The sequence below is a fragment of the Halorussus lipolyticus genome, assembly GCF_029338375.1.
Classification (GTDB): domain Archaea; phylum Halobacteriota; class Halobacteria; order Halobacteriales; family Haladaptataceae; genus Halorussus; species Halorussus lipolyticus.
Genome location: NZ_CP119804.1, coordinates 686,144 through 711,991, shown reverse-complemented (window position 1 = coordinate 711,991; position 25,848 = coordinate 686,144). Strand labels below are relative to the sequence as shown.

Here is a 25,848-nt window from a genome sequence, read left to right as displayed (position 1 = left end):
AAGTGGTGTCCGGTTTCAGCCGGGTGGGAATCCGAGGAGTCGAGCCATCTCGGGCACGTCGGCGGCGAATCGACGCCGGACGAATAATCCGCGAGAGGACGCGGTTGCTTTAGCGGGCGGATAATTCGTACCTACTCAGACACAATCGCCACCATCCGCCACAAAACCCAGATTATTTACTCGCATCCGAAATCAAAAATCCGCAGAAGAAGACGCAACACTCGGGTAAATGGTGCATAATTATACGTCCCCGTACTCTGTCTTCACTTGATGTCAGAATCCGGGAAGACAGTTCAATCGCTGGAGACAGCACTCCCTGACCCGGCCGAAGCGGACGACGTGATTTATAATCCGTCGATGGACCGACTCCGCGAGTTCTCCGAGCATCTCGAAACGACGACGGAGTTCGGTTCTCCGTCCTACGTCAGCGAGGAGCGCTCGCGCAACGCCGACAAGACCAAGAACGCGGTCGATTCGAACTTCGGCGCGGACGATTACTCCCGCATCGAAGACGCCTTCGCCGAGGCCCGCGAGCGAGAGATGGTCTGCGTGGACCGCCAGATGGGCCGCCACGACGGCCACTCCTACGTCTGCCGACTCTACGTCCCCAAGGAGTTCGGCCGCATCGCGCTGGCGTGGTCGAAGCTTTTCGAACCCGTCCAGTACGACGGCGACGAGACGCCCGACCCCGACTTCGTGACGGTGCAGGTGCCCGACGCCGACGAGGTGGCCATCCGAATCCTCCCCGACGAGGGGACCACCGCGGTCCTCGGGAGCGACTACACCGGCGAGGCCAAGAAGTCCTTCCTTCGGCTATTCATGTACTACGCCAAGCAGAGCGGAGGACTCGGCCTCCACGCCGGAAGCAAGCGCGTCCGCCTCGAAGACGATTCGGGCGAGTTGTCGGAGGTCGGACAGGCCTTCCTCGGACTCTCCGCGACGGGCAAGTCCACGCTGACCGCCCACGGTCTCTGGCTTGACGAGGAGTCGGGCGAGGAGGCCACCATGCTTCAGGACGACGTGTGCGCGCTCCTCCCCGACGGGACGATTGCGGGAAGCGAGGGCCACGGTCTCTACGTCAAGACCATCGGACTGGAGGAAGAAGAACAGCCAGCACTCTACAGCGCCGTCACCGACGAGTCGGCCGTGCTGGAGAACGTGGACGTTGCTGAGGATGGCACCGTGGACTTCGACAGCGACCGCCACACCTCGAACGGACGCGCCGTCATCGAGCGCGACGAACTGTCCTCGGCGGGCGAGGACATCGACCTCGGTGGGGTTGACCAAGTGTTCTTCATCACGCGCAACCCGGTGATGCCCCCGGTCGCCAAGTTGACGCCCGAGGAGGCCGCCGTGGCGTTCATGCTCGGCGAGTCCATCCAGACCAGCGCGGGCGACCCCTCGAAGGCCGGCGAGTCCATCCGCGTGGTCGGCACCAACCCCTTCATCATGGGTTCGAAGGGCGAGGAGGGCAACCGATTCCGGAATCTCGTGGCGGACCTCGACGTGGACTGCTACGTGCTGAACACGGGCCACCTCGGCGAGGGCCAGAAGGACATCGGCGTCGAGGAGTCGGTCACCATCCTGCGGGAAATCGCCCGCGGGACGGTCGAGTGGGGCGACGACGAGGCCACCGGCCTGACGACACCGACCGAGGTCCCCGGCATGGACATCTCGGCGTTCGAGGTGGCCGACAACGTGGCGAATCTGGACGAGAAACTGGCCACGCTCCGGACCGAGCGCCGGACCCACCTCGACACGTTCGAGGACCTCGCCGACGACATCCGCGACGCGGTGTACTGACGGCGGGACTGCGGCGGTTCTTCTCTCTGTGCTTTCTACTGCTTTCGCGAGCAGGTGTCGATGCCGAGGAGCGCGTTCAGGCCGCAGAACTGGGTTGCGGCGTTGAACAGGAGACCAGCGCCAGCGAGCGCCGCGGCGGTGGCGACTCCTCGGCGCGCGGTGAGGAACGCGCCGACTGCCACCGCGACCAGCGCGACGCCGACGACGGCGCGAGCGATTCTGTCGAGTCCGCCAACGTTTCGTTCGAGTGCCATACTCGGGTGTGAGGACGCGAGGCAGTTAGTTCTACCCCGGAGCGCGACGGTCGGGCGGTTTCGTAGAGATGCGCTCGGTGGGAGAAATCACCGGGACGCGCTCGGTGACGCAAACCACCGGCAAACGCTCAACTGACCATCCGCCAGCGAACCCTCGACTGACCAACCGACAGAACACTCGGCCGACCAAACCACCAGCAAACGCCCGGAGAACCGGCCGACGGGTGGGATGAAGGGGCCGCCCGGTCGCGCCGGAGGCTTGGTCGCTGGTCGGCCTCTATCCGAGGTCGGGGGGTGCGGAGAGACCGAGGATATGCCGACCAGCGACCGCGAGCGGGCGGGGGCTTCAAGAAACGTTCATCACGGTAGTCCTGCTGTTCACTCTCACAATCAAATCCGGACGAAAGAAGCCATGCCGATACTCTACTCCGTCGCCGTCTCGTGCGCCCGTCGAACTCCTCGCTCTAAGGCCTCACGCTCGGCCGCAAATTTCAGATGCGAATCGCAGTCGCAGTCCGAGGCCCCGAGGCCCGCGATTGGTTCGGCGTCGAGTTCACGGCTCACCTCGCATTCCACGTCCTCGTCGGCCGTCTTTACGACCTCTGCGACCCTGCTCTCGGGGTGCCCGAGGAGGTAATCGACGTGCCAATGGCGGACATCGCGCTCCTCGGCAGAGAGTTCGCGGTGGCGTTCGACCCGCGAGAACCCGCCGGTGCCGAACGCGCTCCCGGTGTAGGCGTACCACCCCGACGAGAGGGCGCGCTCGCCGACAGCGCCGAACTCGACGGTGGCGTCCGATTCGAGTTCGATGAGCAACGTATAGGTTCCTTTTGCCATCGTTTTTATTTTCTTAGCAAACGCATAGCATTCTCAGACGTGCGAGAGGACCAACGCTGTGCCGACGGCCAGCATCGTCACGCCGTTGAGCGCGACCGACTGCTTGTGGTACTGCGCGAAAGCGTCGTCGCCAGCACGGTCCATCTTCGGAATCAGAACCCATCGGGCGTAGGCGTTCATCCCGATACCGCCCCCGACGAGTGCCAGCAGGCCGATTCGCGGTGCGTCGAAAGCGGTCACGAGGCCAGCGACCAGCACCGCCACCAGCGCGGCCGCACCGAGACCGACCCCGAGGAGGTAGTACTTCGGGAAGATGGCGTTGACCACCTGCCCGGCGTCGTCGCCCAACACGTCGAAGGTCGTCGGCGCGCCGACGAACGAGAAGAACAGGATGGTCCCGAGCCAGATGCCGAGCGCGGCGTCCGTGGCGGTCGTGAGCGCGGTCTGGAGGAGGCTCATGTTCGGCGATTAGGATGGGTGGGAAATCAAGAGTTCGACTTCACCGAAGCGTCTCGCCAGCGACACCGGATGCGGAGGCCTCAAGACCATCGCATCCGTGTCCGAGAGTAGTGAGTCAGGACTTTCTCGCACCCCTGCTGGTGGACCCCTTCACCGCGATGAACACGGTCGGATTGGTGGCGTTCGCGCTCGTCGGCGCGACCAAGGCGATACGAGAGGAGTTCGACGTGTTCGGAGTCGCAGTCGTCGGGTTGGTCACGGCGTTCGCTGGCGGGGCGACACGGGACCTGCTGGTGAATCGCGTCCCGCTGGTACTCCGGTCGCTCGGCGAAATCGGTCTCGGCCTCCTCGGCGTGGCGCTGGCGGTCGGACTGAGCGTCGTCCTCGACTCTCCCGACGACCATCCGGTCACGCTGGTCTCCGACGCAATCGGACTCGCCGCGTTCGCCACTGCCGGAGCCATCGTGGCGGCCGACGCCAGCGTCTCGGGGTTCGGTGTCGTCGCCGTTGCGACCATCAACGCGGTCGGCGGTGGTGCCTTCGCGGACATCCTCCTCGACCGCTCACCGTTCATCTTGTTCGACGATTTCTACGCGAGTTGCGCGGTGCTGGGCGGAACGACCTACTGGGTCGCGGTGACGCTCGGCGGAACGGCGGGGACTGCCGCGGCGGTGTGCGCGGCGGTGACGGTTGGGACGCGGTTGGCGGCGGTCAACTACGGGTGGAGCCTTCCAACGGCTCAGACGCTCGGGTTAGCTCGTGATAGCTCCTAAACGGTCGAGAACCGCGAAAGCAGTTACTCCGCCACGTCGGCGACCTCAGCACCCGAAAGCGTCCGAAGCTCCTCGGGGTCGATGGGAAAGACCGCCTCGGGCGTCCCCGCGGCGGCCCAGACCGTCTCGAACTCGGTCAGCGTCTCGTCCAGATACACCGGGACCTCGGCGTCGTGGCAGAACGGCGGGACACCGCCGATGGACCACCCGAGCGCGGCCTTGATTTCCCCGGCGTTGGCCATTGCTACGTCGTCCTCGTCCAGTCCGAGGAGGCCCGCCAACTTCGCTTCACTCACGCGGTTGGCCCCGCTGGTCACGACCACGACGAGTCTGTCGCCGGCCTGCATGGCGATGCTACTGGCGATTTGGGCCACGTCGCACCCGATGGCCTCGGCGGCGTCCTCGGCGGTCTTGGTTCCCTCGGGGAACTCCTTGACTTCGACCTCGAAATCGTACTCCCTGTCCGCCCGGTCGGCGAACTCCGCGGCTCGCTCGTGCATGGCCGTGGATTGTGTTGCCATTGCACAAATATTTCGGGGGCGTCGGCCACCTTGAGGCCGACTCCGCGGCCGCGAACTTCGAGGACAGGAGCGTCGTCGTAGCTTTTCGCTCGTGGGGTCGCCGCGGTCGATTCAGTCCCGGAACTCCCGGACCGCCTCGCGGGTCGGCAGGGCCGCCATCGCGCCCTGCGCTGTGGTCGTGACCGCGGCGACAGCGTTGGCGAACCCGATGACCTCGGACAGCGAGGCCCCGTCGCCCTGCTCGGCGAACGCCGCAATTGCTCCGGCGGTGAAGGCGTCGCCAGCGCCGGTGGTGTCAACCGGGTCCACGTCGTACCCCGAGTGAGACGCCGCGCCAGCGCCCCACGGGGCCGCCTCGGTCGAGAGGGCGAACGCGCCGGTCCCGCCGAGGGTGAGGAGGACGGTGTGCGGGCCAGTCCGATTGGAGCTGGCCTCAGCAGGACCGGCCTCGGTGACGCTCCGGGCGAGCGCCTCGGGCGAGTCGCCCTCGAACCCGGCGTCAGCGAGGTCCTCGGGCGTGGCCTTCACTACGTCGGCGAGGTCGAGCATCTCGGCCACGAGGTCGGCAAAGTCGCGGTCCGCGTCTCTCCAGAGTTCGGGGCGAGCGTTGGGGTCGAAGACCACGGTGCAGTCGCGGTCGGCGGCGCGCTCGGCGAGGTCCAGCGTGGCCGACCGGCCGGGGTCCGCAGACAGCATCACCCCGCCGACCGAGACCCATTCGACCGAATCGAGGGTTTCGTCGGGGACTCCGCCGGGTTCGACGCGAGTGTCGGCGGTGCCATCGCGGTAGAAGGTGAACTCGCGGTCGGCCTCCTCGTCGTGGCTGACGAACGCCAGCGCGGTCTTGGCCGAGGAGTCGCGCTCGACGAACCGGTCGGGGACCCCGAACGACGAGAGGGTTTCTGCGAGGTGGTCGCCGAAGGGGTCCTCGCCGACGCGGGTCCAGAACCACGGGGTCGCGCCGAGGTGAGCGAGCGCCACGGCCACGTTCGCTGGGGCACCGCCAGCGCGCCGGGAGAAGTTCGCTACGTCGGCGAGCGCCCCGGCGCTATCGGGCAGAAAGTCGATAAGCGATTCTCCGGCGACGAGGACGTCGGGGTCTGGGTCAGGCATGAAGGGGATTTCACGAGTTGGTCGTAATTACCCTTTCGCCGGGGAGCCTATACTTCGACTTTACTGGCCGAAACCGTTCCGTTTTTCCGGAGTTCGAGTCGATAGCCCTCGTACCAGCGAATGGTCTCGTTCCACGCAAGCGACCCGTTCGTATAGAGTCGGGCTTCGACCACGCCGTTTCGGGGAATTTCCTCGCTCAGGTCGATTATACCACTCTCCGAGTCGGTGTAGTTTTCTTCGACCAAGACCGTCCCAGTCGAAGCATTCACGACTTCGACAGAGAACGGTCCCCGATAGTTGTCTTCGACGACGAGTTTGGTGGTGGGCGGGTCCATCCTCGTGGTCGTCCGGTCGGTACCGTCGGAGAGAACACTCGCTGTGTCGACACATCCGGCACTAACGACAAGGACGACTAATAGGGTAGCAGCTAACTTTCTCATTAGTCGAAAAAAGTTCGTACTAAAATAAATCGTTTCTGGCTACACCTGAATCCGACCGATCATGATTCGGTCGTCTCGGAGCGCGATGGAGACGGCCTCGTAATCACGCTGAGATACGTCCGCAAACGGAATCGTTGCGGAGTCCGAGCGACCGTCGCTGGTCGAAATCGAGACCTCAATCTCACCACCGGGCACGTCGAGCGCATCGATTTCCCAGCGATGCTGCATCGACCCTTCGCCGCGCGGCGACTGGACCGTGACGGTGTGTTCGATGGAACCGCTCACTTCGGGATGAGAGGCTTCGATACTGAGTTCGAGTTCGTCGTCCACTCGGTTGACGACTTCGAGGTCGTGGTCGATAGTTCTGTCGTGGATGGGTTCGTCAGTAGTTGTTTGTGCTGCGCCACCCATCGTCCCGACGGTGGCGGCAGTAGTCGATGCGCCGATAGCCTTCAGTACGTTCCGGCGATTGGTGTCTTCGGTCATTATTGGTGGTTGGTGGTGTTGGTGAAGTGGTCAGTCGCACAGTCCGGGTCCCAGTACATCGCGTTACAGCTGTCGTCGTGGTCGCTCGGGATGTCGTCGTAACAGGCGTTGGTTCCGGCGTCTCCACCGTGTCCGATAGGCGTTCGATACCAGTTGCTACAGAAGTATCCACAGTCGTGCTGGTAGACGTTACCGTGGTCGTGTTCGTCGGTCTCGTCGAGGAAAGCGTGAGCCATCTCGTGAAGGACGTTCTGCATGTCCTCCCACTTCTGGCCGCAACCGAACTTCGAGTAACTACCGTCGAGTTTCGCAACGTCTGGACCGCCTTCGACGACGGCGTAGTAGTTCTGCCACGTCGAACCAGAACCACTGTCTTTCGCGGTGAGAAGGAGCATACAGTCGTTTCGTTCGGTGAGGTTACAACTCACGTAGTCTTCCCACCAGTACACGAGACCGTTGTAGTCTTGAGTCGTCGGGGAACCACACGGGTCGTTAGTACTGATGGAGTCACTCACGTTCTGCACGGGAGCGTACACGTCCTCGAAGGGATTGTCCACGTTGACTGTGTGCTGATTCCCGCTATGATCGAACGCACCCTCGATGAACGTGCGCATCGCTTTGCTGGCTTTGTATCTCTCACCGTAATTGGACTCGAGTTTATCCCCGAGTTCCGCTGTTTGGAATACTGCTACTTCGAACGATGACATGCATCCATATGTTAGTGGAGTTAAATTTGTATTTTTCTAACTAATTATTACATAATCAAAGTAGGTTAGTTTTCCTACTAGAACGACGTCGGGTTATCAGTTGATGGGATTTAGTACGCCATCGAGATACTCCTTGCTCACGCCGATGTAGCCGTAATCCAGCGTGAACACCTCCAGCGAGAGCGTCCCGGACCAGTCGTCGGGGAGCGCGCCCAGAATCTCCTCGAAGTCGATGGTCCCGGACCCGAAGGGCAGATGCTCGTCCTGCGGTTTCCGGGTGTCGTTGAGGTGGAAGTGCGAGATGCGGTCGGCGTGGTCGGCGACGAAACTCGCCATCTCCGCCGAATCGAGGCCGTCCACCCGAGCGTGGCCGGTGTCGAGGGTCATCGCGGCGTCGGTGGCCTCGAACAACTCGGGGAAGTCCCGCGTCGAGCAGGGATTCTTGGGGATGTTCTCGAAACAGACCGCGAAGTCCTCGGGCGTCCGGATGTTGATTTCCCGGACCGACTCGAAGACGCGCTCGCGGAGGTCGGCGTCGTCCCACGCTGAACCCCACGCCTTCGAGTTGGCGTGCGCCACGCCCTTCCGGGCACCCGCCGCGGTGGCGACTTCGGCGGCAGAGACGAGTTCCCGAATCGCGCCCTCCCGGACGTGTTCGTAGGCCGACCCCACGTCGAGCGCGAACGGGAGATGGACCAGCAGGTCGAGGCCGCGTGCCTCGGCGGCGTCGGCGACGGCCTCGGGGTCGAGCGCGCGGCGTTCGTGGTCGCCGTCCATCAGGAGTTCCACGTAGTCGAAGGATAGCTCCTCGGCCACGTCGAAGGCCGTCTCGTAGTCCATGCCGAGTTGGGTGACGAATCCGGTGCGAGCGTCCATGGCGGCGAAACGGTGGCGAGGGAGTTAGTGGTTATCGACGCGGGACGGCGGAGAGGAGATGCCTTCTGAAGCTCCACTCGCTCCGTCTCGATGAAACCGGAACCGAAGACAGCAAGAACCATCGTGATGAACGCTTCCTGAAGCCTCCCGTCGGTTGTCGATTGAGGATAAGGAAATGTTTTCATTACTTAAGACTGTATAAAAGAGTGTCAAAGATGCTTCTGTAATTGCCCGTACCGAAATCGCCGCGACGACCGAACGTGTCCGGTGGCCCGTGGACTCTTACGGATTCCCGGTGAAGGTACCCAGAGAGGGAGATGATGGGGGAATCTTCGACTGCCGAGAGCGAGCGGGCGGGGTCTGCCGAGGACGAGATAGCCAGCGAAACCGACCCGACGAGCGAGGACGAGGAGGCCCTAACCCGGCGCGGATTCGTCCAGCGGGCGGGCACAACAGCGGCCGCTGTCGGGGCGGCCGGTATCGCCGCGAGCGGGTCCGCGACGGCCCAAGACACCGAGACCTACCGGTTCGGCGGCGAGGTCGCGGCGTGGCGGGGCCGCGAACCGGCCCCAATCGAGGGCGAGGACAACCCGACCATCGAGTTGGAGGCGGGCCAAGAGTACGAATTCTGGTTCGAGAACATCGACGGCGCGCCCCACAATATCACGATACAGGACGGGAGTGGCAACGCCATCGTCCAGAGCGAACTCGTCACCGGCGAGGGTACGACGGCCTCGGTGACGTTCACCGCGACCCCGCAGATGACGCAGTACATCTGCACGATTCACCCGACCACGATGGTCGGCGACCTGAACGTGACCGGGCAGGTCGAAGGCGGAGGCGGCGGGATTCCGCTCCCGATACTCCTGTTTGCCAGCGCCGTCGTCCTCGCGTTCGTCTCGCCAATCCTGTTCGCGGTGTTCCTCTTTTCGCGGGGCGGCGGGCGCGGAGGCGGGGAAACGCCTGCTGGACCGCGGTAAATCGTCCCTTTCCCGGATTTAACGGTCGCTCACCGAGTGTGGCGTTATTGTTCTCGGGAACGCATTAGCGTGTCATGAGAACCACAGTCGCGTTCGTCGCCGCGGTCGTGACGGCCGCGTTCGTTGCGACGAGCGGAGGTCCCGCGTTCGCCGCGACCGCCGGTAGTTCCGCACTCGCGCAAGACGAGGGCACGGTCGTCGGTCGTCCCAATATCGAACTCTCGGCGACCGAGAACCGTCTCGGGGCGGGCGAGCAGGCCGTCCTCGACGTGTTCGTCTCCAACAGCGGCGACTTGGACCGCGGCGGCCCCGCCCAGTACGAACAGCGCGTGACGACTGCCCGGAACGTGAGACTCGAAATCGACGAGACCCGGATGGACGACCGACTGGCCCGGAATATCGAGGTCGAGACCGGGACGGTGTTCGCCGGAACCGTTCCCGAGGGCGTCTCCGGGCCGTTCGGGTTCAACGTCGAGATTTCGGACTCCATCGCGCCGGGCACCTACGAGATTCCGGTTCGGGTCGAGTACGACTACACCAACTTCGTGCGCTACGGGCCGAACGCCGCGCCGGAGTACGGCGACTCCACCAGAACCACCACCGCGTACCTCACTATCGTCGTAGAGGACCGTCCCAGATTCGAGATTCGGACCCAGAACCTCACGCGCGTCACCGCCGGTGACACCACTACCTATCGGCTCAACGTCACCAACACCGGCACCCAACCCGCCACGAACGCACAGGTCCGACTCTCGGCGGCGAACTCGTCGGTTTTCTTCGGGGGCGCGAACGACCGCCGACAGCGCACCAGCGTCTTCTTCGACCGCCTCGAACCCGGCCAGACCCGGACGTTCGAGATTACAGTGGGCGCGAGCGCCGACACCGCGCCCGGCACCTACCTCGCCGACGCCGTGGTGGCCTACGAGAACCCCAACGGCGTCACCGGGCAGTCCAAGCGCCTCACTTTCGGCGTGGCGGTCGGCACCGAACAGACCTTCGCGGTCCGACAGGTCGATAGCTCGCTCCGGGTCGGCGACACCGGCCTCGTCACCGGGCGCGTGGTCAACACCGGCGAGACCGAAATCTCGAACGCCGTGGTTCTCCTCCAAACGAACGGTTCGAACTTCCGACCGAGAGCGACCGAGTTCGCAATCGGGGACCTCGCACCGGGCGAATCGACCAACTTCAGTTTCACCGTCGAGACCGGAAACGACACCGAACCCGGCCCTCGCAGAGTCAGTTTCCGGGTGCGCTACCGCAACCCCTCGGGCGACACCCGGACTAGCGACGCCATCGACGCCCGCGTCGCCGTCGCCCGCGAACAGACCTTCGGCCTGCGAGCGACCGCCGCCGGCCTCTCGGTCGGCGAGCGCGGCACCATCTCGGGCACGGTCGTCAACACCGGGACCCGAAACGCCTCGGACGCCGTGGTGGTCCTCCGGACCGAAGGTACCAACTTCGAACCCAAGACCACCGAGTTCGCGGTCGGTGACCTCGCGCCCGGCGAGTCTGCCCAGTTCGACTTCGAGGCCTCGGTCCCGAACGAGTCCGACCCCGGCGTCCGACAGGTATCGTTCAGGATACGCTACCGGAACGCCGACGACGAAATCCGATTCAGCGATTCCCTCGACGCCAGCGTCCGGGTCGGCGGCGAGCGCACCTTCGCGGCCCGGAGCGTCGTCAGCGACCTCCAAGTCGGCGACAGCGGTACCGTCTCGGGCACGATTACCAACACGGGCGAGACCAGCGTCTCGAACGCCGTCGTGGTCTTCGGCACGGACGCGACCAACCTCCGACCCAGAAGCGCCGAGTTCGCACTCGGGACCCTCGAACCCGGCGAGGAGGTCCCCTTCGAGTACACCGTAGACGTGCCCAACTCCTCGGACGCCGGTCCTCGGCAAGTCTCGTTCCGGGTGCGCTACCGCAACCGGGACGGCGACCCTCGCGTCAGTTCTCCGCTCGACGCTCGCGTCCAAGTCGGCGAGGAGCAAGCCTTCTCGGTCGGAAACGTCCGGGGTGACCTCCGGGTCGGCGATACCGGGGACCTCGCGGGCGAAGTCGTCAACGCCGGGAACCGCACGGTGTCGAACGCCGTGGTGGTCCTGCGGACCAACAACCCGAACCTCGACCCTCGCGAAACCGAGTTCGCGGTCGGACAACTCCAACCCGGCGAGTCGGCCTCCTTCGAGTTCACCGTGGACGTGAACGGCGAGGCCGAGGCCGGACCCAGACAGGTCTCGTTCAGAGTGCGCTACCGCAATCAGAACGACGACCTGCGAATCAGCGACACCGTGGATGCCCGCGTCACCATCGCCGAGGAGAGAGACGAGTTCCGGGTCGAACCGGTCAACGCCACCGTCTCCTCTGGCGGGTCCGAAGTCGTCGCCTTCCGAGTCACCAACACCGCCAACCAGACGCTCAGAGACGTGGAGGCCAAACTGTTCGCCAGCGACCCCTTGTCGAGCGACAATGACGAGGCGTTCGTCTCGCGTCTCGAACCCAACGAGTCCGCAATCCTGCGGTTCGCCGTGGCGTCTGCCGGCGGCGCGATTCCGAAGACCTACCCGGTCTCGGTCGATTTCACCTACGAGAACCAACGCGGCGATACGGTGCTGTCGGACACCTATCGCGTGCCGGTCGAAGTAACCGAGCGAGAGCGCCGAGGACTCCCGCTCCCCGCCGACCTGCCACTCACCGGACTGGTAGTCGGCGGCGCGGCGCTCGTCGCGCTGGTCCTCGCGTGGTGGAAGCGAGAGGCCATCGCAGGGCTGTTGCCCTGACTCCACCCCGATTGGTTTAAACCCCTCGGGGTAACGACTCCGGAGACGAGGTACACAGCTACTTACTGGCGTTAGCCTCGCTCTGTGGACCCGCCTACCGAGCGAACGGACCACAATCGAGGGATAACGGCATATAAGCGATGGTACTTGCCCTTCGAACGAGAGTCGAATACGGACGTGACCGTACCGAGACAGTTCAGTTGGATTATCCTAACCGGTCGGCTCTCGTATGCTTTCGCAGATGATAGGTCCTCGGAGTTCATTCCGTGCGCAAATAGAGGTAACACGGCATTCTACGCGAGTTTCGTTCTCAGACCGGGGCGACCCGTGGAACTCGCACGAATCGCGGTATGACCGAATTCGGATACTACTCTCGGCCTATCCTCAATCTCTGGGAGAGATATTCTTGGCCTATGTGAGTAACCTGCGTTGTCCGGAGTTCACTCTCTCGTGGACTCGGCGTATTAGGGAATACCTAAGCAGTCGGGCCGAAAACGGTCTGCGCTCTTTATCAGTCAATCTGGCGTCCAGTTCGTCTGAGGTGAAACTCGGTAGCAGTCAGGTGCGGAGACGACGATTTGACGGGTGACGACGGGATGGGGGGTACCGCTAGCCGAACACTGGTAGGGGTCTGAGAATCCCCATATCAGAAGCAGATAATAGAAATAATGATAAAAATAACATCAAGAAAGAAAGCAAGTGCACTCGTACTTACAGCACTGATGGTTCTCTCGACCATAGCGATGTCGGGGGCCGTGTTGGGTGCCGACGTACAGCGCGGGGGGAATCAACCGACGTTCAATCCGGGCGTCGGCGGGCCGAACGACGTAGTCGTCTCCGAGCAGAAGCCGGTCGTCTTCCAAGGTGAGGACGACATCGACTTCGTTACCGACAACGGTGAGCAGGTCAACCCGGCCAACCTCATCGGCGTCTCGGGGAACGCTGAGGGCATCCCCCTCGAATCGCCCGTTCCCGAGGACCAAGAACTCGGTCAGTACGCCATCGACGGCCGCGCCGCGAACATCGGCGTGACCGTCCAGCGACCGCGCGTGACCGACCTCGAAGTCTTCAACACGCGCGGCGTGGACGTGGAGGGTTCGACCGTCCAAGAAGACGAGACGCTCCTCATTAGCGCCGAGTGGAACTTCCAGCGCGCCGAGGACCTCTCGCTCGAAGTCACCGACGAGGACGGGAACGAAATCACCGGCGACGTGCTGACCAGCGTCGAAGACCTCTCGGACCAGCAACGCCAGCGTCTCACCGGTCCCTACGCCGATAATCCCGGACTGGTCGAGAGCGTCGGCCAGCGCGGTACCGAGACCGGTGTCGAGTACCTGCAGGGCCTCGGTCAGTTCAACGATACCGAGGGTCCCACGCAGGACCTCGAAGCCACGTACTGGGCAATCGACCTGAGCGACCAAGACGCCGGTGACTACACCATCACGGTCGAAGGGTGGGACGAACTCGACACCGGGTCGGCCACTCGTTCGACTGTCATCTCGGTGACCGGCGACGACAACCCGGTCCTCGACCTCGACAACGACGAGGCGACGCGCGGCCAGAACGTCAAGTACACCATCCGGGGTTCGACCGCCGGTGCGACCCACATCGTCACCATCGAGGACACCGACTTCCGGAACAATCAGGTCGATGAGCGCGTCTTCCGCGACGTGGAAGACGTCATCGACCGCGGGAGCATCGACACGAACGACGACGACCGCGCCGACTTCGCGTGGGCGCAGATCGAGGTTGACGACGACACCGGTCTCGGCGTCGGTCAAATCGACACCACGTACCTCGACGACACGAGTGTTGACGTGAACCTCTACGACGCCGACCAGAACATCTCGGAGGTCGCAGAAGACCTCGGCGACACCGAGGACGACTTCTCGCTCGACATCCGCGAGGGCGTTCTCAACATCGATAGCCCGGCCGGGACGTACATCGCCGGACAGGAAGTCGATGTGAGCGGTACCGCCGCACCCGGCGTGGACGACGTGGCAGTGTACGTCCGCGACCAAGGCGACTGGGAACTCGTGGACATCAGCGAGGACGGCGAACTCAACCAGCAGGACCTCATCAGCGTGGACGCCGACGGCGAGTGGGAGGAGCGCGACGTGCGCCTCTCGCAGGCCAACGACATCCTCTCGATTCCGGGTCGCTACCGCCTCGGCGTGGTCGAAGCCGTGGACGTGACCCAGAACGGTGACATCGCCGAGACGCTCTCGACGTCCGAGTTCAGTAGCGCCACCAGCGAACAGAGTTCCATCATCGTCACCGAGCCGACGCTCGGCGGCGGTGGTGGTAACTCCTCGATGGTCGCGTACTTCGGTGACGGAGCCGGAATGAACATGCAAACACAGCAGAATCAGACTCAGCAGGAGAACCCGACCTACGTCTTCCAGACGTACAACGACCAAATCGCCGTCGAGGACGGCACCGTCGAGGTCACGGGCGTCGCGCCCGGTCTCGACGAAGTTCTCGTCGTGATGATAGACTCGCGCGGTCGGACCGTCACCGAGACGGTGAGCGTCGACGACAACGACGTCTTCGAGGAGGACGACATCGAACTCGTCACCCGCGAGGGCCGACAGCTCAACGAGGGCCAGATTCGCGGCATGGTCATCGGCCTCGGCCGGGACGCCGTCGTCGGTGACGGTGTGCTACCGGGCGTTGACGACGCCGACATCGCCGGACTCGAATCGTGGATTGCCACCTTCGGGACCGGGCTGACCCAACAGCAGGTCTCCGAGCGCATCACCGACGAGACGACCGACGAGGCCGGTAGCGACGACCTCATCCTGACTCAGAACTTCCGGTACGCTGACGCCGCGACTTCGGTGTCGGCGATTCTGCCGGCGGGTGAGGCCGGCCAGCCGGAGATGCCCGGATTCCAGACGCGGGTCCAGCCCATCGAGGTCGGGCAGGACATCGTTGTCCGGGGCGTGACCAACCGGCGGCCCGACGATAACACCATCACGGTCGAGGTCATCGACGGCCCGAGTGCCGCCGAGTTCGACTCGGCCGCGACCGACGAGTGGAGTCGGAACGGCATCTGGTCGGTCAACCTGAGCGCCCAGAACGTCGAACCCGGCACCTACACGCTCGAAGTGGACGACGGTGACAACACCGACATCGTTCAGTTCGAAATCGTGGCGGAAGGCGAGGGCCAACAGGACGGGACCGACGAGGCGACTACGACGACCACCACGAACGAAACCGAAGCAGGAGGTAACGAAACCACGACCACCACGACCACAGCGGGAAATGAGACGACCGCGGCGGGGCAGGGCGACGACGATGCAGGAAACGAGACGGACGCCGCCGCGGGTAACGAATCCCAAGCGCAAGCACAGGCAGGAAACACGCTCGAAATCCGGACCGACGGCGGACCGCTGAACTACACGCTCACGTTCGCCGGAACGGTCGAAGGCGTCAGCGACCGGACCGAGGCCAGCGACCGGATTCGGGGCAACACCGTCACCGGGCAGGTGGGTGACGGCGACTCCGCCGACGCCTACCAGTTCGTCGGCCAGATTACCGACGTGTCGGCCGAGGGCGACCTGAGCAGTGCGACGTTCGTCCTCAACGGCGAAGAAGTCGAACCCGGAGAACTAACCAACGCCAGCGCGACGAACTCCGCGCTGGTCGGTCCTCCGGTCGTCGGTCTCTCGGCGTAGCGAGCGCCGACCGGATTTCGATTTCGCGGCGATTTTTCTTACTCCGATTCGCTCCGAGCGACGGGTGACTCCGGCGTCTCGGCGTCGGTCCTCGCGGCCTCGAACCGCGCCCAGACCGAAAGCACCGAGGGCAAAATCAGGACCGACGCGAGGTAGGAGTAGACCACGCTCAGTGCGGTCAGGAGGCCGAACTGGCCGATTGCGGGGAACACCGCCAGCACGAGGACCCCGATGCCGAAGACGGTGGTGAGCATGCTCCCTGTCAGCGCGCCCCCGGTCCCGGTGATGGTCCGCCGGAGCGCGGGGAGCGTGTCGAAGTGTTCCCGTTCGTCGGTAAATCGGTGGACCACGTGGACCGAGTAGTCGATGCCGAGACCGATGGTGATGGCGAGGACCGTCGCAGTGAAAGCGTTGAGCGAGATGCCGACCGCCCGCATCGTCCCCGCGAGGGCAGAGACTGTCACCACGATGGGCACGAGGTTGGCGAGGCCGAGGGTCGGATAGCCGACCAGCACCCAGTAGGCGAACACGAGGAAGACGGCGGTGCCGGCGAGCGCGACTGCGAGACTGACGATGGCCGACTCGAAGATGAGGTCCGAGATGGCCTGAAAGACGACGATACTGCCCGTCGCGGTGGCCTCGTAGCGATACCGGTCCGCGACCTTGCGGGCGTCCGCCGTGACCTCCGCGGGGTCGGCGTCGGCCTCGACCGAGTAGACCACGCGGGCGCTCCGGCGGTCCTCGGCGAGGTACTGGCTGGCGAGGGGCGCGAATTGGGAGTCGAAGACCTCAGCGTAGATTTCGTCCAAGTTGTCGTCGGGGATACCGTTGCCGTCACGGTCGTTGCGCGTGACCAATCGGGCGAACTCGGGGTCGGTCGCCGACAGCGAGCGAATCACGGTGACGATGCTCCGCTCGCTGGCGCGGCGGCCCTCGCCTTCTGCCGATTCCAGTGGCGAGGCCCTGACGAAGGTGTCGGGCGGGTCAGCGCCCGCCCGGTGGATGGCTTCGAGCGCCGTATCGCGGGTCATCGGCCCCTCGACGTAGATAACGACCTCCTCGTCCTCGCCGGTCTCGAAGTTGTCTTCGAGGAAATTTATATCGCGGGTGACGGTGTATTCGTTGGGTCTGAACGGTTCCGGAAGTGTTCGAAGGTAGTCAGGAGTCTCCTCGGGCGGCAGAAACTGCTCGTCGCTGAAAGAAGTGTCCACCCCGGTCGCGTACCCTGTCGCTCCGGCGGTGAAGGCGGCGGTGAGCAGGAGGAAGGCCAGCGGTGCGCGCCCCGCGATGGCGACGCCGCCGGTCAGCGCGCGGCCGAGCGCCGAGTCCTCGGACCCGAGGGGCGTCTGGCTGAAGGTGGGAATCGGATATTTTTCGCGGGCGTAGTCCAGCAAGACCTTCGCGGAGGGCAGGAACACGCCGAAGATGAGCGCGGTGAAGACGATGCCGACGCTGGCGACCACGCCGAAGTCCCGGATGGGGACGAGTTGGCTCGTCAGGTTCGAGGCGAAGCCGATGACCGAGGTGGTCGTGACGATGAAGAAGGCCACGAGCAACTGGTCAGTCGCGGTCCGCATCGAGTCGGCGACGCCGACGCCCTCGACGCGCTCCTCGCGGTAGCGGTTGACCGCGTGGATGCCGAAGTCGATGCCGACCGCGAGCAAGAGCGGCGGGACCGCGATGAGAATCTGGTTGAACGGGATGCCCGCGAACCCCATGAAGCCGAAGGTCCAGACGATTGCCATGAGCAGGGCGACGATTCCGAGGAGCAAGTCGGCGAGGTCCCGGTAGGCCACGACCAGAAATAGGACGATGAGGACCGCCGCAGAGGGCACGACGATGAGCAGAGTGTCGCCGATGACGGTCCCGAACTCGGCGTCGATGATGCCCGCGCCGAAGACCCGGATGTCGCCGCCGACCGACTCGGTGACCGACTGCATCTCGCGCTGGATGGCCGTCATGGGGTTGGTGCCCGCCGATTGCTCGCCGGCGACGAGTTCCGGAATCGCGTGTTCGACAATCGTAATCGAGGACGACGCCGCGGCGGACTCGGAATTGAAGTCCTCGCTCAGGAGGTTCCGAAACGAGGGGTTGTCCCGCGCCGACGCTCGGACCGCGGCGTCGATGCGGTTGGGAGTCGCGCGCTCGACGGCGCGAAGTTGCTGTTCAGGCGTGGTGGCCTCCGGATTCAGGGTCCGCGCGACGATGCTCGCGGGACCGGTCGCGCCGGTTATTCGGAGGTCCGCCCGGCGTTCGAGGCGGTACTGGACCGTGAGCATCCGGACCAGCGCGGGCTTGGAGAGGACGTTTTCGCCGGTGTGGATGAGTTGGGTCGTGGTCCTCCCCGCCCCGAAGGCGGGTTCGAACTCGCGGTTGACCGCTTCGAGGGCGTCCTGTTCGGGCACGTCCTCGGCGAAGCTCTCGGTCCCCGATTCGGTGGAGACACTGGCGAATCCGACCGCGAAGACGGCCGTGACGACCAGAAAGGCGGCGACGACTCTGCCCGGTTGGTCCACGATGCGGTCGTCCAGCCAGTCGATGACGCGCTGGTAGTCGAGTGCCACGGTGTTTTCCCCTGTTCTTCGGTCTCTCTGCGTTAGCCTCGTTTCGCCCCGATTTCCTCCTACGACGATGGAGTACAGACAGGGTAATACGGCGAGCAGGTTATAGACGGGGGTCGATGCGTACGCAGAAAATATTCTCCTATATTAAAATAATATAGAAACACATTATTTATATACTTATAATTGTTTAAGACATGTATAGAAATGCCAGAAGAAGACACAGACGATGAACTGACCGAAGACGAGTTTCGAGAGCTACTCGAAGATAATGACGACGTAGTGCGTTCGGTTCTCCGTGACGAACTCGATAGTCGAGCAGTCGAGAAAGAAACGTCTTCTCGCCGGGACGTACTGAAAGCCATGGGTCTCGGCGCGGTCGGTCTCGGTGGGAGCACCGTAGCAGTGAAAGAGTCGGTCGGGACCGCGAACGCGGCACTCGATAGCCAGATTCCCGGCATTGACATGGCGGCCGGATACGGTATCGAGTGGAACAACACGCCGTGGCAGGTCGGACACAACATCGATACGGGACGACTCGAATTCACCACCGACAACAACGGCAACACTGCCTACATTCCGGCGGGAGCGAGCGGTGACCTCACCGAGGGCGGAAGCGGAGTCATCAGTGTGCCTGACGACTACTCCACCGTTCAGGCCGCCCACGACAACGCGTCGCCCGGTGATACCATCAAGCTCACCGGAGTTTCGAACGAGAACGGGACGACGATCACGAAGCCCCTACGAATCGTCGGTGGCGGGACCTCTTACACCGACTCACAGGACCCCGATACTTATATCGACGTTTCTGGCGGGGATGGAATCACCTTCGACGCACCAGTGGTGGTCGAAGATCTCCTCGTAGACGGCAGTGGCGGGTCGTTCAACGCGAAGTGGATCGGGACTGACAACCGTAATATCACTGCTCGGAACGTCGTGGTTCGGAACGGAGGAGGCGTCGGTCATCTGCTGACCGGTGAAACTCAGCAGATGGACCTCCATCTCGGGGCAAACGCCAACGCCAGTCACGGAATCCACGTGCTTCTGGACTCGAACTCTGAATACTTCAGCGCGAACCGTTGCGTCTTCCACGCGGAGAACAACGGTAGCGACGGAATCCACGTCTCCACGACCAGTTCTGACCGGTCGCCAGTCACCGGAAACGTGTTCTCGAACGTGCTGGCCGAGAACAACGGCGGATGGGGACTGTACGTCGCTGACGGCGTCTCCTTCGAGGCGAACACCGTGACGGGCTACGGATTCGAATCGAACACGGCTGGCGGATTCCGCGTAGTCGATACCGGCGCAGGAAACATCGGGGGAAGCGGCGGAAACAAGATGAACGTGCGCCGTGCCGGTGACAGTACGTTCAACGCCGCTCTCTTCGAGTCGCTCGACGTCACCGACCTTCCGAACACGGTCGGTTCGTCGGCACCGCGACTCTCGAACTACTTCTACGACGACTTCGAGGACGGGTCGCTCCGGGACCGTGTGGGCCGTCGGACAGGTCAGTACGTCTCTTCAGACGAGCCGGGTCGGGTCTACGCTGGCGTTGAGCGACCCATCTGGAAGACGGGTGACGGGTCGCCGTCCGTCTCGAACGGCGCGTTGGAAATGCCTGCCGCCGACACCACTAATCAATTTGTCGTTGCGACACCGTACCGATTCGAGGTCGGAACGTACGAATTTACGTTCCAGTTCTCGTCTACTCCATCGACCGGACGGGTTCGCTTCGAGTTCCTGACTGAGACGGCGGCGAAGTGGGTCCAAATCATTGTTGACCCCGATGGTACACTACGACTAGAACGGAACGACGGAACGGGTAAAACGACGATTATTAGTGGGTCGTGGAACGGGGACACGAATCAGCACACGGCCAAGGCAACTCGTGACGAGTCCGGAAACTACGAACTGTTTGTCGATGGAACTTCTCAAGGGACAGCATCTGATACGTATCTACCAAACGCCAAGCGCGTTCGGCTCATAAATACGTCAGATGCAACCGTTTCGATTGACAGGGTAAAGATTCGCTAAAATTTCTATAAATAGTCTTTGACACTCGCGTGGACCCCCATCGACTCGAAGGTTTCTTCGAGGGCGTCGAGGACAACCGCCAAATCTTGCTGGAGGTCGTACTCCCGATACTTGCCGCCTGCGGACCCCTCGTTGATTTCGGTGACGTTGAGGATGCCGAGCATGGCGAGGTCGTCCAGATGCTCGCGTAGCCAGCGGGCCGTGAGCGAGTCCTTTCCAGCGGCGTCCGCGAGGGATTTGTAGCGCGTGTAGATTTCTCGGGAGCGAGCGGGCGTGTCGCTCTCGGCTTCGAGGGTGGCGAGGGCGTAGACCACGAGGCGCTCGTGGTCGTTCAGGTCCGCGATGCCGCGGGCGACCTGCTCGCGTTCGAGGAGTTGCCGACCGCGCCTGACGTGCTCCTCGGCGACTTGCTGGTCGTTCTCCTCGCGGGCGAGGTCCCCGGCCTTGAGCAGGAGGTCGAGGGCTTTCCGGGCGTCGCCGGACTCTTGGGCACCGAACGCGGCGCACAGGGGTACCACGTCGTCGGTCAGCACGTCGTCCTTGAACGCGACTTCCTTGCGCTGTTCGAGGACCGCGCGGAGTTCGTTGGCGTCGTAGGTCGAGAAGGAGATGGCGCGTTCGCAGAGCGACGAGCGAACCTTGGGCGAGAGGGAGTCACGAAACGTGAGGTCGTTCGAGATGCCGATGAGACCGATGCGGGCCTCGGTGAGGTTTTCGTTCTCGCGCGCACGCGAGAGTTGATAGAGGATGGAGTCGTCTTTGAGGTGGTCGATTTCGTCCAGCACGATGAGGATGATGCCGCCGTACTCGTCGAGTTCCTCCCACATCAGGTCGTAGACCTGCGAGCGCGAGTAGCCCGTCTCGCTGATGTGGTTCGAGGGGTCGCGCATCGTGTTGACGAGGTTGCTGGCGACTCGATAGGACGAGTTCAGGCCGTCGCAGTTGATGATTTCCGTGCGAACGTCCAAGTCCTCGTACTCCTCGGCGTTGTCCTCGAGTTTGTTCAAGAGGAATCGCGTCGCGGCGGTCTTGCCCACGCCGGCCTTGCCGTAGAGAAAGATGTTGTCGGGCTGTTCGCCGTAGATGGCGGGTTGGAGCGCGCCGTGGTACTCGTCCAGTTCGTCGTCGCGCCCGACCAGCGTGTCAGGCGTGTAATCGTCCAGTAACGCCTCCCGGTTAGTGTACGGCGAATACTCGCGGACGAAGTCGAAAGACCCCATGGTACTCGTGGCGGAGTAGCGGGCCGACCTTCAAGGTGTCGAAACCACCCGTTCCGCTGATTCCGCTGATTCATCTGAATCGGTTGTTTAAGAAACACCCCCACCCCAGCGTTCCGCTGAATCTCGGTAGAGAAGGGTAGGGTGGGGTATCTCATCGAAACAGTCTATAGAAAGGGGAAGTTTCTTGTGGTAGTTGTCGAAACAGTATCCGCAAACTAGTCAGAGTAGTCTATTTCGTCTGTTTAGGTGTGGAAATAACTGCACGACCTCCGTCCGGCAGTCCATCGCTCCGAAATCGTCCTCCCCCCGCCCCACCTTTCGCGGACGATTCAGCGGAACGCTGGGGTGGGGGAGTTTATAAATGAATCGAAACAAACGAAACAGCGGAAATGGTGGTTATCCGTACCACGGTTCGGCGTGGCGTTCGTCTGCTTGAACAGTACGGGCATCCAACACGAACCGAGACCAGTTCCCCGAGACCAAAAGACCAGTTCCCCGAGACCAAAACGTCCAAGATAGCACGACAAACACCTGTTTCGAGGCCCGAACGTTTTTATCTCGGGTTCACTCACCCTCTCCGTGGACGGTGACTTCCGACCCCGTGGACAGTGACTCCCGACCCCGTGGACAGTGACTCCCGACCCCGTGGACAGTGACTCCCGACTCCGAGGACGGAAGGGCGCGGTGTACCTCCCGCAGAAAGATTGGAACGCCTACCAGATGTGGGCCGACTACAGCAACCCGCTGGTCGAGCGTGACCTCGGGTACGCCGCCGACCTCGGCCTGAACAGTCTCCGGGTGTTGGCCTCCTACGAGTGCTGGCGCGAGGAGGGACCGACCTTCTTCGCCCACGTCGAACACTTCCTGACCGCCTGCGAGGCCCGCGGTATCCGACCAATCGTCGTCCTGTTCGAGGCCCCGCCGGAGTCCCCGCCGACCGAGGAGAACCTCCGCGCGACCGACCCCCGGAAGGCCTTCGGGGTCCACTCTCCCTCCCGGTCCGAAGTTCTCCAACCGCGAAACTGGAAGGGGTATGCTCGCTCGCCCATCCACTTCGCTCGGCGGTGGGCGCAGGAGTTCGCCGAGGACGCCCGCCTCCTCGCCACCGAAATCATGAACGAACCCGGAGAGGTCCGACCCCGCCGGGAGTTCGTCCTTGACGCGCTTCGCGCGGTCCGCCGGCAAGCCCCCGACGCGCTCCTCACGATGGGGACCAAGGACGTGCGCTTCGCCCGGTTGTACGACACCGACGCTCTCGGCGGACTGCGTGGTCTCGACGCCTACCAGTTCCACATGAACCTCCCGAAGAATCCGACCGCCGCGCGCCGCTACGCTGTCGAACAGCGCGAACTCGCCGACGAAATCTCTGCCGACGCCGGCGATGGTGACGCCGACAAACCCCTCTGGTGTACCGAGTGGCAACGCACCCTCGAAGAACCGCCCTCCCGATTCGCGCCCAACCTCGCCAGTCTCGCGCCGACGATGCGGGACCTCCGCGAGGAGGACGCCAACAACCGTGACGAGAGGCCCACTATCGACGGCGACTTCTTCTGGAGTCTGATGCTCCGCCCGGCGTACCTCCGGAATCCCCGCGAGAAGGGCCGAGTCAACGGCCTGTTCCACGCCGACGGCGCGGTCTACTCGCGGGCCGACGCCGAAACCGTCGCCGGGCAACCACTCGACCGACCGGACCGACACACCTTCCCCGAGTCGTGGCGCGCACACCGGTTTCCGTATCCGGGCCTGAACTCGGGAGTGCGGAAATCCGGCGGAATCGGAGCGCAACGCCCGCCGGACTCCCGTTCCGACTCGTCGGGACCCCGCGGCCTCCGCGAGTCGCTGGCCGAGCGACTCCGGCGGATACTGGACTCCGACGAGAAGTAGAGAAGTAGTGAAGTGGCGAAGTTAGTCGAATCTGTCCCGCGCTTAGAGGATGATGCTCTTCTCGCGGACCATCTCCTCGATGGTCGTGTGAAGCCCCTGCCGACCGATACCGGAGGCCTTGTTGCCGCCGAAGGGGATGTCGCCGAGTCCGTGGCTAGGCGCGCCGTTGATGCGGACCGCGCCCGCGTCCAACTTCTCGCCAAGTTCCATCGCGCGGTCGTAGTCCTTCGTAAAGACCGAGGCGTCGAGCGCGAGGTCCCCGCGGTTCGCAATCTCGATGGCCTGCTGTTCGTCCTCGAAGGTCGTGACGGCCGCGACGGGACCGAATTGCTCCTCGTGGACGATTCGGGCGTCGTGGGGCACGTTCGCCAGCAGGGTCGGTTCGAAGTGAATGCCGTCGCGCTCGCCGCCCCGAACGAGGTCAGCACCCTTCTCCACGGCGTCCTCGACCAGTTCCTCGACCCACTCGGCTTGGCCCTCGTTGATGAGCGGCCCCATCGTGGTGTCGTCCTCGAACAGGTCGCCGGGTTGCCAACTGTCCATCTCGGCTTCGAGGAGGTCCACGATTTCGTCGTGGACCTCCTCGTGGGCCAGCACGCGGCTCACGGCGGAACACCGCTGTCCGGCGTACTTGAACGACCCCTTGGCGCACTGGCCCGCCACGTCGGCCAAGTCGGCGTCGGGGAAGACGACTGCCGGGGCGTTACCGCCCAGTTCCATGTGGAGATTCACCATGCCGCTCTCCTTGGCGACGTGCTTGCCGGCCCCGCTGGAACCAGTCATCGAGATGGCGTTGATGCGGTCGTCGCCCGAGAGGACGTCGCCGATGTCGCTGGCGCTACCGGGCACGAAGTTGAACGCGCCGTCCGGCAGGTCCACCTCCGAAACCACGTCGGCCAGAATCGCGGCGCTGACGGGGGTGTCGCTGGCGGGCTTGAGGATGACCGAGTTCCCACCAGCCATGGCGGGTGCGACCGACAGCGCGGTGGTCGAGAGGGGGTAGTTGTAGGGCGTGATGGCCAGCACGGTGCCGACGGGTTCGTGTTTGACGATGGCCTTCCACCCCTCGTGACCGTCGGTGGTTCCCTCGCGGAACTCGCCTTTGAGTGCGCGGACCTCCTCCTTGGCGCGGCGGAACCGCTCGGCGGCGGACTCGACTTCGCCGCGGGCCGAGGAGATGGGCTTGCCGGCCTCGCGGACGATGACCTCGGCGAGTTCCTCCTTGCGCTCCAGCAGGCCGTCGGCGATTTGGTCCATCCACTCGGCGCGCTCGGGAATCGTCGTCTCGCGCATCTCGGCCTGCGCGGACTGGGCGGCGGCCAGCGCGTCGTCGGCCTGCTCGGGACTCGCTGACGCGACCTGCGCGAACGACCCGCCGTCCGCGAGGTCGGTGACTTCGAGTACGTCGTCGGCGTCGAGCCATTCGCCGTCGATGTAGAGACGTTCTCGACGCTGGAGTGGTTGTTGTGACATACACCCCACTTGGCGCTCCGCGGGTAAAATATTTACTCAAAATTGGATTAATGATGCTTTTTCTCTCGCGCCCGCCACCACCCGACAATGACCGACGCCGACGACGATTCCGCCGCCGACCCGCCAGAAGCCATCCCGACGGTCTCAGCGTGCCAGATGGCCGTCGCAGACCTCGACGTGGCCGCGAACCTCGAAACCGTCGAGGAGCGCGTGGCCGGTCTCCCCACCGACGTGGACGTGGCGCTGTTCCCCGAGTACGCGCTGACCGGGTTCGCTGGCGACGAACGAATCCGGGAGACTGCGCTGGCCCGCGACGGCGAGGTGCTGACCCGCCTCCGAAATCTCGCGGTCGAGGAGGACACCGCGCTCCTCGTCGGGTTCGCCGAGGCCGGGAACTCGAACTACTACAACGCCGCGGCGTACCTTCACCCTGACGGCGACTCGACGGTCTACCGCAAGCGCCACCTCTGGGCGAACGAGCGCGAGGTCCTCGAACCCGGCCGTGAGCGCGTCACCGTCGAGACGCCTGTGGGGACGACGGCCCTGCTGACCTGCTACGACCTCAATTTCGTCGGCGAGAGCGCGGCCTTCGCCACCCCAGAGGTGGACGCGCTGTTCGTCGTCGGCGCGTGGCCCGCTGTCCACAGTCAAAATTGGAAGCTCCTCGTCCGCGCTCGCGCCCTCGACGGCGTTCGCTGGGTCGTCGGCGCGGGCCGGACCGGTCGGAGTACGGTCGGCGACCCGACGGAGTACGCCGGACGCTCGCGAGTGGTTCGGCCCGACGGGAGCGTGCAGGCCGGGTTGAACCGGAGCGAGCGCGATTTGATTGCCGACTTGGACCCGGCAGTGCTGGCGGAGTGCCGGGAGTTCATCCCTGTTCTAGATGACTCTAAGAATTGAGAATCGTTCTTTAGGAAATCTCCCATTGTCTTTTAGAATTATAAGTCGTTGTCTGTTGTTTCGGAGC

At 63.7% G+C, this 25,848-nt stretch carries 20 protein-coding genes; 8 read left to right on the top strand and 12 right to left on the bottom strand.

What is annotated here, in order from left to right; translation table 11 throughout:
- Positions 1 to 270: 270 nt before the first annotated feature.
- Positions 271 to 1,803, top strand: coding sequence for a phosphoenolpyruvate carboxykinase (ATP) (locus P2T57_RS03615; protein ID WP_276301118.1), 1,533 nt, complete (start codon positions 271 to 273; stop codon positions 1,801 to 1,803).
- Between the two features lie 35 nt (positions 1,804 to 1,838).
- On the opposite strand, the gene P2T57_RS03610 is transcribed toward P2T57_RS03615, so the two are convergent.
- From P2T57_RS03610 to P2T57_RS03600, 3 genes are all read right to left on the bottom strand, one after another.
- Complete coding sequence (locus tag P2T57_RS03610) at positions 1,839 to 2,057, bottom strand: YgaP-like transmembrane domain (protein WP_276301117.1); 219 nt, start codon at positions 2,055 to 2,057, stop codon at positions 1,839 to 1,841.
- Between the two features lie 423 nt (positions 2,058 to 2,480).
- Positions 2,481 to 2,894 (bottom strand): GIY-YIG nuclease family protein, encoded by a 414-nt coding sequence (locus P2T57_RS03605; RefSeq protein WP_276301116.1) that lies wholly within the window; start codon positions 2,892 to 2,894, stop codon positions 2,481 to 2,483.
- A gap of 33 nt (positions 2,895 to 2,927) precedes the next feature.
- Complete coding sequence (locus P2T57_RS03600) at positions 2,928 to 3,353, bottom strand: DUF4149 domain-containing protein (protein WP_276301115.1); 426 nt, start codon at positions 3,351 to 3,353, stop codon at positions 2,928 to 2,930.
- 158 nt (positions 3,354 to 3,511) lie between these two features.
- On the opposite strand from P2T57_RS03600, the gene P2T57_RS03595 reads away from it, so the two are divergent.
- The gene (locus P2T57_RS03595) at positions 3,512 to 4,126 is read left to right on the top strand and encodes a trimeric intracellular cation channel family protein (RefSeq protein ID WP_276302075.1); all 615 of its coding nucleotides are present in this window, start codon (positions 3,512 to 3,514) and stop codon (positions 4,124 to 4,126) included.
- 23 nt (positions 4,127 to 4,149) lie between these two features.
- Here P2T57_RS03595 and P2T57_RS03590 read toward each other — a convergent pair whose 3' ends face one another.
- The 6 genes from P2T57_RS03590 to P2T57_RS03565 form a co-directional block, all read right to left on the bottom strand.
- Positions 4,150 to 4,626 carry a YbaK/EbsC family protein gene (locus tag P2T57_RS03590; protein ID WP_276301114.1) on the bottom strand — a complete coding sequence of 159 codons (477 nt, stop codon included), beginning with the start codon at positions 4,624 to 4,626 and terminating at the stop codon, positions 4,150 to 4,152.
- Between the two features lie 132 nt (positions 4,627 to 4,758).
- Positions 4,759 to 5,760 (bottom strand): carbohydrate kinase family protein, encoded by a 1,002-nt coding sequence (locus tag P2T57_RS03585; protein ID WP_276301113.1) that lies wholly within the window; start codon positions 5,758 to 5,760, stop codon positions 4,759 to 4,761.
- Between the two features lie 47 nt (positions 5,761 to 5,807).
- Entirely contained in the window at positions 5,808 to 6,095 is a 288-nt protein-coding gene (locus tag P2T57_RS03580; protein ID WP_276301112.1) for a hypothetical protein, read from the bottom strand.
- Positions 6,096 to 6,239: 144 nt separating this feature from the next.
- A complete protein-coding gene (locus tag P2T57_RS03575) occupies positions 6,240 to 6,686 on the bottom strand; it encodes a hypothetical protein (RefSeq protein WP_276301111.1) in 447 nt (148 codons plus the stop codon).
- Positions 6,686 to 7,300 carry a hypothetical protein gene (locus tag P2T57_RS03570; RefSeq protein ID WP_276301110.1) on the bottom strand — a complete coding sequence of 205 codons (615 nt, stop codon included), beginning with the start codon at positions 7,298 to 7,300 and terminating at the stop codon, positions 6,686 to 6,688. Before P2T57_RS03570 ends, P2T57_RS03575 begins: the two co-directional genes overlap by 1 nt.
- Positions 7,301 to 7,489: 189 nt before the next feature.
- Complete coding sequence (locus P2T57_RS03565; protein ID WP_276301109.1) at positions 7,490 to 8,269, bottom strand: sugar phosphate isomerase/epimerase family protein; 780 nt, start codon at positions 8,267 to 8,269, stop codon at positions 7,490 to 7,492.
- Between the two features lie 317 nt (positions 8,270 to 8,586).
- Between P2T57_RS03565 and P2T57_RS03560 the strand changes: the two genes are divergently transcribed.
- The 3 genes from P2T57_RS03560 (at position 8,587) to P2T57_RS03550 (ending at position 15,709) form a co-directional block, all read left to right on the top strand.
- Entirely contained in the window at positions 8,587 to 9,249 is a 663-nt protein-coding gene (locus tag P2T57_RS03560; RefSeq protein WP_276301108.1) for a cupredoxin domain-containing protein, read from the top strand.
- Between the two features lie 74 nt (positions 9,250 to 9,323).
- Positions 9,324 to 12,029: a CARDB domain-containing protein gene (locus P2T57_RS03555; protein WP_276301107.1), complete on the top strand. Its 2,706-nt coding sequence runs from the start codon at positions 9,324 to 9,326 to the stop codon at positions 12,027 to 12,029.
- A gap of 722 nt (positions 12,030 to 12,751) precedes the next feature.
- Entirely contained in the window at positions 12,752 to 15,709 is a 2,958-nt protein-coding gene (locus P2T57_RS03550) for a hypothetical protein (RefSeq protein WP_276301106.1), read from the top strand.
- 38 nt (positions 15,710 to 15,747) lie between these two features.
- Here the strand turns inward: P2T57_RS03550 and P2T57_RS03545 are convergent, their stop codons facing one another.
- A complete protein-coding gene (locus tag P2T57_RS03545) occupies positions 15,748 to 18,273 on the bottom strand; it encodes an efflux RND transporter permease subunit (protein ID WP_276301105.1) in 2,526 nt (841 codons plus the stop codon).
- A 204-nt stretch (positions 18,274 to 18,477) separates the two neighbouring features.
- Here P2T57_RS03545 and P2T57_RS03540 point away from each other — a divergent pair, with 204 nt between their 5' ends.
- Entirely contained in the window at positions 18,478 to 20,304 is a 1,827-nt protein-coding gene (locus P2T57_RS03540) for a right-handed parallel beta-helix repeat-containing protein (protein ID WP_276301104.1), read from the top strand.
- Between the two features lie 5 nt (positions 20,305 to 20,309).
- On the opposite strand, the gene P2T57_RS03535 is transcribed toward P2T57_RS03540, so the two are convergent.
- Entirely contained in the window at positions 20,310 to 21,524 is a 1,215-nt protein-coding gene (locus tag P2T57_RS03535; RefSeq protein ID WP_276301103.1) for a Cdc6/Cdc18 family protein, read from the bottom strand.
- 630 nt (positions 21,525 to 22,154) lie between these two features.
- On the opposite strand from P2T57_RS03535, the gene P2T57_RS03530 reads away from it, so the two are divergent.
- A complete protein-coding gene (locus P2T57_RS03530) occupies positions 22,155 to 23,408 on the top strand; it encodes a glycoside hydrolase family 5 protein (protein ID WP_276301102.1) in 1,254 nt (417 codons plus the stop codon).
- Positions 23,409 to 23,450: 42 nt separating this feature from the next.
- On the opposite strand, the gene P2T57_RS03525 is transcribed toward P2T57_RS03530, so the two are convergent.
- Complete coding sequence (locus P2T57_RS03525) at positions 23,451 to 24,881, bottom strand: aldehyde dehydrogenase family protein (RefSeq protein WP_276301101.1); 1,431 nt, start codon at positions 24,879 to 24,881, stop codon at positions 23,451 to 23,453.
- Positions 24,882 to 24,968: 87 nt separating this feature from the next.
- Here P2T57_RS03525 and P2T57_RS03520 point away from each other — a divergent pair, with 87 nt between their 5' ends.
- Positions 24,969 to 25,781 (top strand): carbon-nitrogen hydrolase family protein, encoded by an 813-nt coding sequence (locus tag P2T57_RS03520; RefSeq protein WP_276301100.1) that lies wholly within the window; start codon positions 24,969 to 24,971, stop codon positions 25,779 to 25,781.
- Positions 25,782 to 25,848 lie beyond the last annotated feature (67 nt).